The following is a 14,320-nucleotide window of genomic DNA, read 5'->3' as shown; positions in this document are numbered from 1 at the left end:
CAGGGCCGTCAGACCCCCTCGGCGTCCATCCCCGCGAGGATCAGCGGCAGACGGGTCACTCCGCCGTCGCCGATCCGGACCGGGACGCCCCAGTCCTGCTGGTGGACGTGGCAGGCGGGGTACTCGTTGTCCGGGTCGTCGTCGCAGGACGCGGCCATCGCCGAGACGTGCAGGACGCCCTCGGTGAGCTCCGGGTTCAGCTCCAGGTCCCGGAAGAGGTCCGTGCCCTTGCCCTCGCCGGCGAGCAGCAGCTCCGGCGGGGTCGAGGAGACCAGGAGCCGGGTCGAGGGGCCGTAGCGCTCGTCCAGCTTCTGGCCCTTCGGGGCCTGGAAGACCACGTCGAGGCGGAGCCCGCCCGGGGCGACCTCGGTGGCCTCGCGCTGGGTGCGGTGGGCGACCGACTCGACCTGGACGGCCTCCTCGGGCAGCCGCAGCCGGGTGAGCCGGTGCCGGGCCGACTCGACGACCACGACGTCCTCGCCGACCACGACCGCGTCGCTGGGCTCGCGCAGATCGGTGGCGAGGGTGGTGACCTCGCCGCTCGCCGGGTCGAAGCGGCGCAGGGCGTGGTTGTACGTGTCGCTCACGGCCACCGAACCGTCGGGCAGCGCGGTGACGCCGAGCGGGTGCTGGAGCAGCGCCTGATCCGCGGCGCCGTCACGGTGACCGAAGTCGAAGAGGCCGGTGCCGACGGCGGTGTGCACCTCGTACGTGTCGCCGTCGGTGCCGATCCACCGCAGGGCGCTCGTCTCGGAGTCCGCGATCCACAGCCGGTCCCCGGTGGCGGCGAGCCCGGACGGCTGCGCGAACCAGGCCTCGGCGGCGGGCCCGTCGACCAGGCCCTCGTTGGTCGTGCCGGCCGCGACCTGGACGGTGCCGGCCTCGGGGTCGTACGTCCAGATCTGGTGCACGCCGGCCATGGCGATCCACACCTTGCCCTGCCACCAGGCCACGTCCCACGGCGAGGACAGGTCGACCTCGAGGGCCGGCCCGGAATGGGGGGAGCCCTGCCACCACTGGCGGCCGGTGCCGGCGATCCGCTCGATCGCTCCGGTGGCCGGGTCGAACAGCTTCAGGGCGTGGTTGACCGTGTCGGCGACGACGACCTGCCCGGACGGCAGCAGCGCGAGGCCCTGCGGCTCGCGGAACTCCCCATCGCCACCGATCCGCCGCACCACCGTCTCGCCGTCCTGCTCCAGCTCGACGAGCTGGTGCCGGGTGGTGTCGGAGACCAGGAGGTTCCCGGAGGGCAGCAGGACCGCCTTGCCGGGAAAGCGCAGATCGGTCGCGACCGGCTCCGGCGGCACGTAGGGGCCGTCGCCGCGGCGCAGCGTCCCCTTGGCCTCGTGTTCGGCCTCCAGCTCCTCGACCAGGGTGCGCAGGGCGTTGGCGTGGCCCTCGCCCGCGTGCTGGGCGACGACGTAGCCCTCGGGGTCGATGACGACCAGGGTCGGCCAGGCCCTTACGGCGTACTGCTTCCAGGTCCCGAGCTCGGGGTCGTCGAGCACGGGGTGGTGCACCTCGTACCGCTCGACCGCGTCGACGACGGCCTGGTGCTCGGCCTCGTGCACGAACTTGGGCGAGTGCACCCCGATGATCACCAGGGTGTCGCGGTGCTTCTCCTCCAGCTCACGGAGCTCGTCGAGGACGTGCAGGCAGTTGATGCAGCAGAAGGTCCAGAAGTCGAGCAGAACGATCTTTCCCCTCAGGTCCATGAGGGTCAGATCGTCTCCGCCGGTGTTGAGCCAGCCACCCTTGCCGATCAGCTCGGGGGCACGGACACGGACGCGAGCGCGCGCGGAGTCGTCGTTCATGGTTCAAGGGTGCCGTACGTCCGGCACGGCGGAAGAACGAGGGGTCCCGGCCGGCCGGGACCGGCCGGCCGATCCGCGCGATCACCCTCCGCGCACCTGCTACTTCTCCGCGTGACGGGGAAGGCATCGCCCCATGAAATACCTCGTACGGGACAAGATCTTCGCCATCGGCGACGACTACTGGATCGAGGACGAGCGGGGCCGCCACGCCTTCCTCGTCGACGGCAAGGCGCTGCGGCTGCGCGACACCCTGGAGCTGAAGGACCCCGACGGCTCCGTCCTCGTCACGCTGCGGCAGAAGATGTTCAGCCTGCGCGACACGATGACGATCGAGCGGGACGACCGCCCGCTCGCCACGATCCGCCGCAAGCGGCTCTCGCTGCTGCGCAACCACTTCCGCGTCACCCTGGTCGAGGGGACCGGACTCGACGTCAGCGGGCGGATCCTGGACCGGGAGTTCACCGTCGAGTACGACGGCGAACTCCTGGCCCACATCTCCCGGCAGTGGTTCCACGTCCGCGAGACGTACGCCGTGAACGTGGTCCGCGAGGACGCCGACTCCGCGCTGCTCATCGCCGTCGCGGTGTGCGTGATCCGGATGGCGGAGCGGGAGCGGGAGGACTAGGGGCGTCTCCTAGAGGGCCTTGGTGAGGGCCTGCTCCAGGTCCTCCCAGAGGTCCTCGACGTGCTCGATGCCGACCGAGACCCGTACGGTGCCGGGTCCGATGCCCGCCGCCTCCAGGGCGTCGGCGTCCAGCTGCCGGTGCGAGGTGGAGGCCGGGTGCATGACCAGGGTCTTCACATCGCCGAGCGAGGCGCTGAGCGAGGCCACCCGGACCGCCTCGACGAAGGCCCGGCCGGCCTCGCGGCCGCCCGCCAGGTCGAAGGAGATCACCCCGCCGCCGCCCCGGGGCAGCAGCCGCGCGGCCACCTCGTGGTCGGGGTGGCCGGCCAGCGCGGGGTGGCGGACGGCGGCGACCGCCGGATGGTCGGCCAGGCGCGTGGCGAGCTCGGCGGCGTTGGCGCACTGGCGCTCGATGCGCAGCGGCAGCGTCTGGAGGCCGCGCAGGGTCAGCCAGGCGGCGAACGGGTCGGTGATGGCGCCCTGTTCGACCGCGTAGTGGCGGATCCGGCGGTACAGCTCCTCGTCCTTGAAGACGGCGATGCCGCCGAGGACGTCGGCGTGCCCGGCCAGGTACTTGGTCGCCGAGTGCACCACGATGTCGGCGCCGTACTCGATCGGCCGGCACAGCAGGGGCGAGGCGAAGGTGTTGTCCACGGCGGTCGGTACACCGGCCTCGTGGGCGGCGGCGATCAGGGCGGGCAGGTCGGAGACTCGGGTGGTGGGGTTGGCGATGGTCTCCAGGTAGAGCAGCCGGGTCTCGGGGCGCAGCGCGGCCCGCACCTCGTCCGGGTCGGTGCCGGAGACGTACGTGACCTGGACGCCCCAGCGCTCGGCGAGGTCGGTGAGGACGGCGTAGGTGCCGCCGTACAGGCAGCGCTGGGCGACGATGTGGCCGCCGCTGGTGAGCAGGCCGAGCAGGACGCCGTTGATGGCGCCCATGCCGGAGGCGTACGAGAGGGCGGCGGCGCCGCCCTCAAGGCGGGCGACGGCGGTCTCCAGGGCGCGGACGGTGGGGTTGCCCATGCGGCTGTAGACGAAGGTCTCGGTCGAGTGGAAGGCCTCGGCCATGGCGTCGGCGGTCTCGAAGGCGAAGACGTGCCCCTGGTGGAGCGGGACCCCGAGCGGCCTGCTGCCGTGGATCTCCGGCTGCGGGGAGTGGACGGCGAGGGTCTCGGGACGGCGGGCTGCGGCGGAAGGGTGCGTGGCGTCTGCGCTCATGACGTCCAGTCTGGGGACGGGGGGCTTGCGGTCACAGGACCAATCCCAGCAGATTGGTCCGCCGATGGAGCCAATACCTCTCTCCCCGGACGAACTCGTCGCCCGGCTCGGCCGCTGGTCGGCCGGCCGTGGCCCGCTGTACCTGCTGCTCGCGGCGCGGATACGGCAGTTGGCCGACGAGGGGCTGCTGCCACCCGGCACCCCGCTGCCGCCGGACCGCCGGCTCGCCGCCGCGCTCGCGGTGGGGCGTACGACGGTGGTGTCGGCGTACGAGACGCTGCGTCAGGAGGGGCGCCTGGTACGCCGTCAGGGCAGCGGTACGCGGGTGGCGCCGGCGGTGCTCGCGCCGGCGGAGCCGCGGGTGACCGAGACCTCGAACCCGATGTTCCTGCACCTGCTCGACCCGTCGGGCGAGGACGGGGTGATCCTGCTGAGCTGTGCGGCGCCGGCGGCCGCACCGCCCGAACTGGCCGAGGCGTACGCGGGACTCGTGCTGCCGGGCGACGACCTCGGCTACCACCCGGCCGGACTGCCCGCCCTGCGGGAGGCGGTCGCGCGACGCTACGAGCGGCGGGGCGTGCCGACCGAGGCGGCGCAGGTCCTGGTCACCACCGGCGCGCAGCAGGCGATCGCGCTGCTCACCCGGCTCCTGGTGGCGCCCGGCGACGGGGTGCTCGTGGAGGCGCCCACGTATCCGGGCGCGCTCGACCTGTTCCGGGAGGCGGCGGCCGTGCCGCATCCGGTGCCCGTCGGTCCCGACGGCCTCGACGTGACGGAGGCGGTGCGGGTGATGGAACGTCATCGTCCGTCCCTCGCCTATGTGATCCCGCGCTTCCAGAATCCGACGGGCACCGTGCTGCCGCCGCTGCCCGGGCGACGCCTGGTGGAGGCGGCGGGCGCGCACGGGGTGCCGCTGATCGAGGACGAGGTGCTGTCGGAGCTGGACTTCGGCGCCGGCTCCGGAACGCCGCCCCTCTCCTCGTACGGCTCCGATGTCATCGGCGTCGGGTCGCTCAGCAAGGCGGTCTGGGGCGGCCTGCGGATCGGCTGGGTCCGCGGCCCGGCCCCGCTGGTCGGCCGCCTGGCCCGGCTGAAGGCCCTGCACGACCTGGGCAGCGACGTTCCGGCGCAGCTGGCGGCGGTCCGCCTCCTGGACGGCTTCGCACCCCTGCTGCGCCGCCGGGTACGGGAGCTGCGCGCCGGCCACGACCGCCTGCGCGCCGACCTCGCCCGCCTGCTGCCCTCCTGGACCTGCTCGCCTGCCGCCGGCGGCCAGACCCTGTGGGTGCGCCTCCCGCACGGCGACGGGGTCTCCTTCGCGCAGGTCGCGCTGCGCCACGGGGTGGCCGTGCTGCCCGGCTCGACGATGGACGCCCTGGGCGGCAGCACCCGCATGCTGCGGCTGCCCTTCCTGCTCCCGCGGGACGTCCTGGCGGAGGGGGTGCGCAGACTTGCGGCGGCGTGGGCGGAGTACGCACCGGCCGGCGGGTCCGGCAGGTCCGGTGGCTCCGCCGGGTCCGGGGCCCTGAACGCCATCGCCGTCTGACGGCGAGAAGACGCCCCGACAGCCCCCGCTCCTACAGCACCCGGTCCTTCAGCACCCGGTCCTTCAGCGCCGGGAACTGCTCCCGGGTCGCGGTGACCTTCGCCGGGTCGAGGACCACCCGCAGGATCTCCTCGTCCGGGCCCGCTTCGGCGAGGACCTCGCCCCAGGGGTCGACGACGATCGAGTGGCCGGCCTGCTCGACGTCCGCGTGGGTGCCGGCGGTGCCGCAGGCGAGGACGTACGCCTGGTTCTCGACCGCGCGGGCCTGCGCGAGCAGCGTCCAGTGCGCGCGGCGGCGGGCCGGCCAGCCGGCCGGGATCACGAAGGCCTGGGCGCCGGCGTCGACGAGGCCGCGGAACAGTTCCGGGAAGCGCAGGTCGTAGCAGGTGGCGACGCCGACGGTGAGCTGCGGCAGGTCGACGGTGACCAGGTCCTCGCCGGCGGCCATCAGCACGGCCTCGCCCTTGTCGAAGCCGAATCGGTGGATCTTGCGGTAGGAGGCGGCGAGTTCGCCGTCCGGGGAGAAGAGCAGCGAGGTGTTGTAGAGGGCGCCCGAGGCGGCCTCGACGATCGAGCCCGCGTGCAGCCACACCTCGGCGTCGCGCGCGGCCGCGGCCATCGCCTCGTACGTGGGGCCCTTCAGCGGCTCGGCCTCGGCGGCGAAGGACTCGTAGGCGAAGGCGCCCACGGGCCACAGTTCGGGCAGGACCACGAGGTCGGCGGCGCCGCCTTCCTCCCGAACCAGGCGGGCCACGCGGGCCCGTCGGGTCTCGACCGGTTCGTCCGGTTCTACCGCGATCTGGATCAGCGAGGCGCGCACACTACCACCGTCCTGGCATTCGAGCCGTCAACACCGGCCTACGATCGTCACACGAAAGCACTGCCGGGGTGCCTTCGGGCAGCGTAACTTAGCGTCCGAGCCTCCCACGCAGTCATGTTTCAGCCCGCCAGCCCGCCGATCGCCGCCAGCCCGCCGACAGCCAGCCCGCCAGCCGCCAGCCGCTTTCGCGCACCGCAGAACCGCCGAGGGGTCCCGTGACCGTCCATCCCAGCCTCCAGAACTACGCCGACGCCTGGACCCACTCCATCGAAGCGATAGCCGAGCTGGTGCAGCCGCTCGTGGAGGGTGAGTGGAACCGCGCCACGCCGTGCCCGGGCTGGTCGGTCCGCGACATCGTGTCCCATGTCATCGGCATGGAGACCGAGATGCTCGGCGACCCGCGGCCGATCCACAGCCTGCCCCGCGATCTCTACCACGTGCGCAGCGACTTCGCCCGCTACATGGAGATGCAGGTGGACGTGCGGCGGCACCACACCGCGCCGGAGATGACCTCCGAGCTGGAGTACATCCTGATCCGCCGGGCCCGCCAGCTGCGCAACGAGAACCGGGAGCCCGACACCCTGATCCGCGCCCCGCTCGGTGCCGAGCAGACCCTGGAACTGGCCTACCGGATGCGCGCCTTCGACTGCTGGGTGCACGAGCAGGACCTGCGCGCCACGCTCGGCGTCCCGGGCAACCTGGACTCCCCCGGCGCGTACATCACCCGTGACGTGCTCCTGGAGGCGCTGCCGCACGTGGTGGCCAAGGAGGCGGGCGCGCCCGCGAGTTCGGCGGTCGTGTTCGACGTGAGCGGCCCGGTGGAGTTCCTGCGGACGGTACGGGTGGACGCCGAGGGCCGCGGTTCGGTCGACGGCGCCCCCTCCCTCGGGCCCGCGGCGACGCTGGCGACGGACTGGGAGACGTACGTCCGGCTGGCCTGCGGCCGGGTCCGGCCGGCCGAGGTGGCCGACCGGGTGAAGACCGAGGGCGACGAGGACCTGGCGCGGGCGATCCTGGACCACTTCGCGGTCACGCCGAACTGAGGCCGCTCCCCTCAGACGGGGACGTGGACGGCCTCGACCCGGCTCGCGACCAGCCGTTCCCGCTCCCTGCGGGCGGTGCGGGACGTGAGGCGGAGGATCTGCACGACGCCGAGCGCCTCCAGGACGAAGACGGAGGCGAAGGCGATCCGGTAGTTGTCGCCGGTGGCGTCGAGGAGGACGCCGACGGCGAAGAGGGTCGTCATCGAGGCGACGAAACCGCCCATGTTGACGATGCCCGAGGCGGTGCCCTGCCGCTCCGGCGGGTTGGCGGGGCGGGCGAAGTCGAAGCCGATCATCGAGGCGGGTCCGCAGGCGCCGAGGACGGTGCACAGGGTGACGAGCAGCCACATCGGCGCGTGGTCACCGGGGTAGACGAGGGTGGTCGCCCACAGAGTGGCGGTCGCGGCCACGGTGCCGAGCGCGAGCGGGGCGCGGGCCGCATGGTGCCGGGCGATGATCTGCCCGTAGACGAGCCCCACCACCATGTTGGAGGCCACCACCAGGGTGAGCAGCTCGCCGGCGGTCTCGCGGCTCAGCCCCTGCGCCTCGACGAGGAAGGGCACGCCCCACAGCAGCAGGAAGACCATGGCGGGGAACTGGGTGGTGAAGTGCACCCACATCCCGAGCCTGGTGCCGGGCTCGCGCCAGGACTCGGCGATCTGCCGGCGGACGAAGACGGCGCCCGCGTGCGAGGGGGGTGCCTCGTGGCCCTCGGGGTGGTCCTTCAGGAAGAGCAGCAGCAGGACGAGGACGACCACTCCGGCCGCGGCGCTGCCCGCGAAGGCGGCGGTCCAGCCGACGCCGTGCAGGAGCCGGGCGATGACGATCGTGGAGACGAGGTTGCCGGCCATCCCGACGAGTCCGGCGAGCTGGGCGATCATGGGGCCCCGGCGGGCCGGGAACCAGCGGCTGCCGAGCCGCAGCACGCTGATGAAGGTCATGGCGTCGCCGCAGCCGAGCAGGGCACGGGAGGCCAGGGCCATGCCGTACGAGGGGGACAGCGCGAAGCCCAGCTGCCCGAGGGTGAACAGCAGGACGCCGATGGTCAGCACCTTCTTGGTGCCGAGCCGGTCGACCATGAGGCCGACGGGTATCTGCATGCCGGCGTAGACCAGCAGCTGGAGTATGGAGAAGGTGGACAGCGCGGAGGCGTTGACCTCGAAGCGGTCGGCGGCGTCGAGCCCGGCGACCCCGAGCGAGGTGCGGAAGATGACGGCGACGAAGTAGACGGCGACCCCCACGCCCCACACGAGCGCGGCGCGAGGCCCGCCGGGCGGATCGCCGGGCAGGCTGACAGCCGCCCCGTACCCGTCCCGGCTCATCGCTCCTCACCCCGGACCAGGACCTTGACCCAGCTGAGGTGCCGGCGCACGCACTGGGCGGCGCCCTCGACATCGCCCTCCCGGATCCGCTCCAGGATCTCGGCGTGCTCGGTGATGTTCTTGGCGATCCGGTCGGGCTGCGACTGCATCACCGCCACGCCCATCCGCAGCTGACGGTCCCGCAGCTGGTCGTACAACCGCGCCAGGATCTGGTTCCCCGCGTGCTTGACGATCTCGGCGTGAAAACACCGGTCGGTGACGGCCACCTCGGCCAGGTCCCCCGCCCCGGCCCGCCGCTTCTGCTCCTCCAGGAGCTCCTCGAGCCGCGCGATCAGCGCCGGCGAGGCCGGCACGGCCCGGCGTACGGCGAACTCCTCGACGAGCAGCCGGGTCTCGACCACATCCGCGATCTCCTGGGCGGAGACGGCGAGCACGAGGGCGCCCTTCTTCGGATAGAGCTTGAGCAGCCCTTCCATCTCCAGCTTGAGCAGCGCCTCCCGCACGGGCGTCCGCGACACCCCGACGGCCTGCGCGAGCTCCCCCTCGGTGAGAAGGGTCCCTCCTTCGTACCGGCGGTCGAGTACCGCCTGCTTGACGTGCATGTAGACGCGGTCGGCGGCTGGGGGTGCGGGCGGCATGCACACAGCTTAGATACAACAGGGGTGCAACAGACAGGCCCGTCCGCATGACGGACGGGCCTGTTTCACGTGAAACGGTCACATCGGGGTGTTACGCCCCGGTGTTCATGCCCGGGCTCACGCCCAGGTGATGAGCCGCTTCGGCTGCTCCAGGACCGCGGCGACGTCGGCCAGGAACTTGGAGCCGAGTTCGCCGTCGACCAGGCGGTGGTCGAAGGACAGCGCCAGGGTCGTGACCTGACGCGGCTTCACCTTGCCCTTGTGGACCCACGGCTGGGGCTTGATCGCGCCGACCGCGAGGATCGCGGACTCACCCGGGTTGATGATCGGCGTACCGGTGTCGACGCCGAAGACGCCGACGTTGGTGATGGTGAAGGTGCCGCCCTGCATCGCCGCCGGGGTCGTCTTGCCCTCGCGGGCCGTGGCGACGAGATCGCTCAGGGACCGCGACAGCTCGGGCAGGGTCTGGGCGTGCGCGTCCTTGATGTTCGGCACGATCAGACCGCGCGGGGTGGCCGCGGCGATGCCCAGGTTGACGTAGTGCTTGAGCACGATCTCCTGGGCGGTCTCGTCCCAGGCCGCGTTGATCTCCGGGTTGCGCTTGACCGCGACCAGCACCGCCTTGGCGATGAGGAGCAGCGGGTTCACCCGCAGGCCCGCCATGTCCTTGTCGGACTTGAGCTCGTCCACCAGCTTCATGGTGCGCGTGATGTCGAAGGTGATGAACTCGGTGACGTGCGGCGCGGTGAAGGCCGAGCCGACCATCGCCGCCGCCGTGGCCTTCCGTACGCCCTTGATGGGGATACGGGTCTCCCGGGCGCCGGCCTCGACGACCGGGGCCGGCACGGCAGCCGGGGCCTCGACGGCCGGCGCCGGGGCCGCGACCGTGGCCGGGGCCTCGACCGCTGGGGCCGGGGCGGCCGCGCGGTGCACGTCCTCGCGGGTGATGATCCCGTCCGGACCGGTCGGGGTGACCGTGGTCAGGTCGACGCCCAGGTCCTTCGCGAGCTTGCGCACCGGCGGCTTGGCCAGCGGGCGGGCGCCCACCGGGCCGTGACCGTTCAGCTGCTCGGGTACGGAGACGGGGGCCGGAGCGGCGACCGGAGCGGCAGCGGCCGGAGCCGCGGCGACCGGGGCCTTGCGGGCCCGGCGCTTGGTGGAGGTCGCGGCCACGCCGTAACCGACGAGGACCGGCTGACGGCCCTCGGGCGCGACCTCGGCCTCCGGCTCCGGCGCGGCGACCGGCTCCTGCACGGGGGCGGCCGGGGCCGCGGGGGCCTCACCGCCGCCCACGTTCACCGAGATGATGACCTGGCCGACGTCGACCGTGGTGCCCTCGGGGAAGAGCAGCTCGTGGACCGTGCCGTCGAACGGGATCGGCAGCTCCACGGCCGCCTTCGCCGTCTCCACCTCGCACACGACCTGCCCGTCGGTGACCGTGTCACCGGGCTGGACGTACCACTTGAGGATCTCGGCCTCGGTCAGGCCCTCGCCCACGTCGGGCATCTTGAATTCGCGGATCGTCACGGTGCTCTCCTCAGAACGCCAGCGAGCGGTCGACGGCGTCGAGCACGCGGTCCAGGCCCGGCAGGTACTCCTCCTCCAGGCGCGCCGGCGGATACGGCGCGTGGTAGCCGCCGACCCGCAGGACGGGGGCCTCCAGGTGGTAGAAGCAGCGCTCGGTGATCCGGGCGGCGATCTCCGCGCCCGAGCCGAAGAAGACCGGGGCCTCGTGGACCACGACCAGGCGGCGGGTCTTCTCCACCGAGGTCTGGATGGTGTCGAAGTCGAGCGGGGAGACCGAACGCAGGTCCAGGACCTCGACCGACTTGCCCTCCTCGGCGGCGGCCGCGGCGGCCTCCAGACAGGTCTTCACCATCGGGCCGTACGCGGCGAGCGTGAGGTCCGTGCCCTCGCGGGCGACCCGGGCCTTGTGCAGCTCGCCCGGGATGGCCTCGGTGTCGACCTCGCCCTTGTCCCAGTAGCGGCGCTTGGGCTCGAAGAAGATGACCGGGTCGTCGCTCTGGATGGCCTGCTGGAGCATCCAGTAGGCGTCGGAGGAGTTCGACGGGGTGACGATCTTGAGGCCCGCGACGTGCGCGAAGAGCGCCTCGGGGGACTCGGAGTGGTGCTCGACCGCGCCGATGCCGCCGCCGTAGGGGATGCGGATGACGACCGGCATCTTCACGGTGCCGAGCGCGCGGGCGTGCATCTTGGCGAGCTGGGTGACGATCTGGTCGTACGCGGGGAAGACGAAGCCGTCGAACTGGATCTCCACGACCGGCCGGTAGCCGCGCAGCGCCAGACCGATCGCGGTGCCGACGATGCCGGACTCGGCGAGCGGGGTGTCGATGACCCGGTCCTCGCCGAAGTCCTTCTGCAGGCCGTCGGTGACGCGGAAGACACCGCCGAGCTTGCCGACGTCCTCGCCCATGATGAGGACCTTGGGGTCGGTCTCCAGGGCCTTGCGCAGCGACTCGTTGAGCGCCTTGGCCAGGGGAAGCTTCTGAACAGCCATGATTACTCGGCCTCTCCGTCCGCGAAGGACGCCTGGTAGGCGGCGAACTGCGCGCGCTCCTCGTCGACGAGCGCGTGCCCGTCCGCGTACACGTTGTCGAAGATCGCCATGTGCTCCGGGTCGGGCATGGCGCGGACGGCCTCGCGGACGCGCTTGCCCAGCGCCTCGCTCTCCGTCTCCAGCTCCTCGAAGAAGGCCGCGTCGGCGTGACCCTCTCGCTCCATGTACGCCTTGAGACGCAGGATCGGGTCCTTGACCTCCCAGGCCTCGCGCTCCTCGTCCCGGCGGTACTTCGTCGGGTCGTCGGAGGTGGTGTGGGCACCCATGCGGTAGGTGAAGGCCTCCACGAGGGTGGGGCCCTCGCCGCGCCGGGCGCGCTCGAGCGCGGAGCGGGTGACCGCGAGGCAGGCCAGGACGTCGTTGCCGTCGACGCGGACGCCGGGGAAGCCGAAGCCGGCCGCGCGCTGGTACAGCGGGACGCGGGTCTGCTTCTCGGTGGGCTCGGAGATGGCCCACTGGTTGTTCTGGCAGAAGAACACGACCGGGGCGTTGTAGACCGCGGAGAACGTAAACGCCTCGTTGACGTCGCCCTGGCTGGAGGCGCCGTCACCGAAGTACGCGATCACGGCCGAGTCCGCGCCGTCCTTGGCGATGCCCATGGCATAGCCGGTGGCGTGCAGAGTCTGCGAGCCGATGACGATCGTGTACAGGTGGAAGTTGTTGCTGTTGGGGTCCCAGCCACCGTTGTTCACCCCGCGGAACATGCCGAGGAGGTTGGCGGGGTCGACCCCGCGGCACCAGGCGACGCCGTGCTCGCGGTAGGTGGGGAAGACGTAGTCGTCGTCCCGCAGCGCGCGGGCGGAGCCGATCTGGGCGGCCTCCTGGCCGAGCAGCGAGGCCCACAGGCCCAGCTCGCCCTGCCGCTGCAGGGAGGTGGCCTCGGCGTCGAAGCGGCGGGTGAGAACCATGTCGCGGTAGAGCCCGCGCAGCTCCTCGGCGCTCAGGTCGATGTCGTACTCGGGGTGCTGGACGCGCTCCCCCTCGGGCGTCAGCAGCTGAACGAGCTCGGGCTCGGAGTTCGGTGAACCCTGTGCCTTCTTCGCGCTCGCGCTTGCGGTGCGCTTGGTGCCGCTGCTGCGTCGCGTCGTCTTGCGCGCGGCAGTGCTCTCCACGGTCACGTGCGTGCTCCTCCGTCGGTCCGGCCCCCGGGTTCGCCGGGCATGGCCAGTGCGGCTCCGCCTTATCCGTACCTTCGCACGGGGTGGGTGCGACGCGGCCGGGGTCGGGCGTGACAGGTGCCCCGGCGAACGCCGTCATAGGCACGTTACCCACAGCACAGCATTCCTGCGAAACCCCATTTGACCTGCGATTTTGCTTGGATTTCCAAGTAAATCGAGAAAAGCGGGACTCGCTGCTGGTCAGCGCGAGGACAACGGCCCGACGCCGTCGTCGGAACATGCGGCACGTTATCCCGCGCACCCCGGGCACGGGAAGAGCGAATATGTGAGACTGACCCCGTGCGCGAAGAGGGAAAAATCCGGGTATTTCTGCTGGACGACCACGAAGTCGTGCGGCGCGGTGTCCATGAGCTGCTCTCCGTGGAGGCCGACATCGAGGTGGTCGGCGAGGCCGGCACCGCCGCGGACGCGCTGGTCAGGATCCCCGCGACCCGCCCCGACGTGGCCGTGCTCGACGTCCGGCTCCCGGACGGCAGCGGCGTCGAGGTGTGCCGCGAGGTCCGCTCCCAGGACGATTCGATCAAGTGCCTGATGCTCACCTCGTACGCGGACGACGAGGCCCTCTTCGACGCGATCATGGCCGGAGCCTCCGGCTATGTCCTCAAGGCCATCCGCGGCAACGAGCTCCTGAGCGCGGTCCGCGACGTCGCGGCCGGCAAGTCGCTGCTCGACCCGGTGGCCACCGCGCGGGTCCTGGAGCGGCTGCGGGACGGCAACAGCCCCAAGGGCGACGACCGGCTCGCCAATCTCACCGAGCAGGAGCGCAAGATCCTCGATCTGATCGGCGAGGGCCTGACCAACCGGCTCATCGGCGAGCGGCTCCATCTCGCGGAGAAGACCATCAAGAACTACGTCTCCAGCCTGCTCTCGAAACTGGGCATGGAACGGCGTTCCCAGGCCGCCGCCTACGTGGCGAGAATGCAGGCCGAGCGCCACTGAGGACGGTGGGATTCCGGAGCCCGGGCGGTTCACCCGTACGGGGGTGGGCGGCCCGTATTCGGGACCTATGTCCCCGGACAACCGGGGCAGGGTCCCCTTTTCCGACCCGGGTCCGGTAGCGGAGAGTGGAACCATGCCCACCGAGGAGATCCGCGCCATCGAACTGCTGGACCGCGTGTCCTACGGCCGGGTGGCCACGAGCATGCGGGCGATGCCGTTCGTCGCCCCGGCCCGCCACATCGTGACCGACGGCCGCGTCCTGCTCCGGCTGCACCGGGGCCTCGGCTACCACCGGGCCTGCAACGGCAGCGTGGTCGCGTACGGCGCGGACAACCTCACCTCCGGCGAGGAGCACCTCTGGTCCGTGCAGTTCACCGGAACCGCGCGGATCGTCGAGCCGACCGACGAACAGGCGGCCGCCTTCGGGCCGGGGCCCCGGTCCGTGGACGGCGAGCCCTTCGACCCGGTCTACATGTGCGTCGAGCCCCAGTTCGTCACCGTGCACACGCTCGACTACACGATCGAGCAGGCCTCCCCGGCCGAGCCCGCTCCCTCCATCGAGCGACATCTCCACCACGTAGCGTGATCTAACATCTGGG

Annotated in this window: 13 protein-coding genes; 5 read left to right on the top strand and 8 right to left on the bottom strand. The window is 71.9% G+C overall.

The genetic code is table 11. From position 1 onward, the window contains the following. Window positions 1–8: 8 nt before the first annotated feature. Window positions 9–1,814: an NHL domain-containing thioredoxin family protein gene (locus tag ACIGEZ_RS06890; RefSeq protein WP_399826724.1), complete on the bottom strand. Its 1,806-nt coding sequence runs from the start codon at window positions 1,812–1,814 to the stop codon at window positions 9–11. A gap of 133 nt (window positions 1,815–1,947) precedes the next feature. Here ACIGEZ_RS06890 and ACIGEZ_RS06885 point away from each other — a divergent pair, with 133 nt between their 5' ends. Beyond that, entirely contained in the window at window positions 1,948–2,439 is a 492-nt protein-coding gene (locus tag ACIGEZ_RS06885; protein ID WP_399826722.1) for an LURP-one-related/scramblase family protein, read from the top strand. Between the two features lie 9 nt (window positions 2,440–2,448). On the opposite strand, the gene ACIGEZ_RS06880 is transcribed toward ACIGEZ_RS06885, so the two are convergent. Continuing rightward, window positions 2,449–3,657, bottom strand: a complete 1,209-nt coding sequence (locus ACIGEZ_RS06880) for a trans-sulfuration enzyme family protein (protein ID WP_399826720.1) — start codon at window positions 3,655–3,657, stop codon at window positions 2,449–2,451. Window positions 3,658–3,721: 64 nt separating this feature from the next. On the opposite strand from ACIGEZ_RS06880, the gene ACIGEZ_RS06875 reads away from it, so the two are divergent. Further along, entirely contained in the window at window positions 3,722–5,203 is a 1,482-nt protein-coding gene (locus tag ACIGEZ_RS06875) for a PLP-dependent aminotransferase family protein (protein ID WP_399826717.1), read from the top strand. A 31-nt stretch (window positions 5,204–5,234) separates the two neighbouring features. Here the strand turns inward: ACIGEZ_RS06875 and ACIGEZ_RS06870 are convergent, their stop codons facing one another. Next, complete coding sequence (locus ACIGEZ_RS06870; RefSeq protein WP_399826715.1) at window positions 5,235–6,023, bottom strand: carbon-nitrogen family hydrolase; 789 nt, start codon at window positions 6,021–6,023, stop codon at window positions 5,235–5,237. A gap of 215 nt (window positions 6,024–6,238) precedes the next feature. Here ACIGEZ_RS06870 and ACIGEZ_RS06865 point away from each other — a divergent pair, with 215 nt between their 5' ends. Beyond that, window positions 6,239–7,066: a maleylpyruvate isomerase family mycothiol-dependent enzyme gene (locus tag ACIGEZ_RS06865; RefSeq protein ID WP_399826713.1), complete on the top strand. Its 828-nt coding sequence runs from the start codon at window positions 6,239–6,241 to the stop codon at window positions 7,064–7,066. An 11-nt stretch (window positions 7,067–7,077) separates the two neighbouring features. On the opposite strand, the gene ACIGEZ_RS06860 is transcribed toward ACIGEZ_RS06865, so the two are convergent. From ACIGEZ_RS06860 to pdhA, 5 genes are all read right to left on the bottom strand, one after another. Next, the gene (locus tag ACIGEZ_RS06860) at window positions 7,078–8,388 is read right to left on the bottom strand and encodes a nitrate/nitrite transporter (protein WP_399826710.1); all 1,311 of its coding nucleotides are present in this window, start codon (window positions 8,386–8,388) and stop codon (window positions 7,078–7,080) included. Continuing rightward, window positions 8,385–9,026, bottom strand: a complete 642-nt coding sequence (locus ACIGEZ_RS06855) for a GntR family transcriptional regulator (protein ID WP_399826707.1) — start codon at window positions 9,024–9,026, stop codon at window positions 8,385–8,387. The genes ACIGEZ_RS06860 and ACIGEZ_RS06855 overlap by 4 nt, the downstream gene beginning before the upstream one ends. Before the next feature lie 117 nt (window positions 9,027–9,143). Then, window positions 9,144–10,532 (bottom strand): dihydrolipoamide acetyltransferase family protein, encoded by a 1,389-nt coding sequence (locus ACIGEZ_RS06850; RefSeq protein WP_399827576.1) that lies wholly within the window; start codon window positions 10,530–10,532, stop codon window positions 9,144–9,146. A 31-nt stretch (window positions 10,533–10,563) separates the two neighbouring features. After that, complete coding sequence (locus ACIGEZ_RS06845) at window positions 10,564–11,544, bottom strand: alpha-ketoacid dehydrogenase subunit beta (RefSeq protein WP_399826704.1); 981 nt, start codon at window positions 11,542–11,544, stop codon at window positions 10,564–10,566. 2 nt (window positions 11,545–11,546) lie between these two features. Then, complete coding sequence (gene pdhA, locus ACIGEZ_RS06840) at window positions 11,547–12,722, bottom strand: pyruvate dehydrogenase (acetyl-transferring) E1 component subunit alpha (RefSeq protein ID WP_399826701.1); 1,176 nt, start codon at window positions 12,720–12,722, stop codon at window positions 11,547–11,549. 339 nt (window positions 12,723–13,061) lie between these two features. Here pdhA and ACIGEZ_RS06835 point away from each other — a divergent pair, with 339 nt between their 5' ends. Together ACIGEZ_RS06835 and ACIGEZ_RS06830 are read left to right on the top strand one after the other, a co-directional pair. Beyond that, window positions 13,062–13,721, top strand: coding sequence for a response regulator (locus tag ACIGEZ_RS06835; RefSeq protein ID WP_399826698.1), 660 nt, complete (start codon window positions 13,062–13,064; stop codon window positions 13,719–13,721). 133 nt (window positions 13,722–13,854) lie between these two features. Continuing rightward, window positions 13,855–14,307 carry a pyridoxamine 5'-phosphate oxidase family protein gene (locus ACIGEZ_RS06830; protein WP_399826695.1) on the top strand — a complete coding sequence of 151 codons (453 nt, stop codon included), beginning with the start codon at window positions 13,855–13,857 and terminating at the stop codon, window positions 14,305–14,307. Window positions 14,308–14,320: the final 13 nt, after the last annotated feature.

Origin of the sequence: Streptomyces sp. NPDC085481 (genome assembly GCF_044541845.1) — a bacterium.
Classification (GTDB): Bacteria; Actinomycetota; Actinomycetes; order Streptomycetales; family Streptomycetaceae; genus Streptomyces.
Note: the sequence above shows the minus strand (reverse complement) of the source record. Positions and strands in the feature narration are given on the sequence as shown.

What these genes read in the sequence shown, in the direction of transcription:
- ACIGEZ_RS06860 (WP_399826710.1), bottom strand. Translation starts at nt 8,388, where the DNA reads ATGAGCCGGGACGGGTACGGGGCGGCTGTCAGCCTGCCCGGCGATCCG.
- ACIGEZ_RS06845 (WP_399826704.1), bottom strand. Translation starts at nt 11,544, where the DNA reads ATGGCTGTTCAGAAGCTTCCCCTGGCCAAGGCGCTCAACGAGTCGCTG.
- ACIGEZ_RS06855 (WP_399826707.1), bottom strand. Translation starts at nt 9,026, where the DNA reads ATGCCGCCCGCACCCCCAGCCGCCGACCGCGTCTACATGCACGTCAAG.
- ACIGEZ_RS06880 (WP_399826720.1), bottom strand. Translation starts at nt 3,657, where the DNA reads ATGAGCGCAGACGCCACGCACCCTTCCGCCGCAGCCCGCCGTCCCGAG.
- ACIGEZ_RS06890 (WP_399826724.1), bottom strand. Translation starts at nt 1,814, where the DNA reads ATGAACGACGACTCCGCGCGCGCTCGCGTCCGTGTCCGTGCCCCCGAG.
- ACIGEZ_RS06850 (WP_399827576.1), bottom strand. Translation starts at nt 10,532, where the DNA reads ATGCCCGACGTGGGCGAGGGCCTGACCGAGGCCGAGATCCTCAAGTGG.
- ACIGEZ_RS06875 (WP_399826717.1), top strand. Translation starts at nt 3,722, where the DNA reads ATGGAGCCAATACCTCTCTCCCCGGACGAACTCGTCGCCCGGCTCGGC.
- ACIGEZ_RS06885 (WP_399826722.1), top strand. Translation starts at nt 1,948, where the DNA reads ATGAAATACCTCGTACGGGACAAGATCTTCGCCATCGGCGACGACTAC.
- ACIGEZ_RS06830 (WP_399826695.1), top strand. Translation starts at nt 13,855, where the DNA reads ATGCCCACCGAGGAGATCCGCGCCATCGAACTGCTGGACCGCGTGTCC.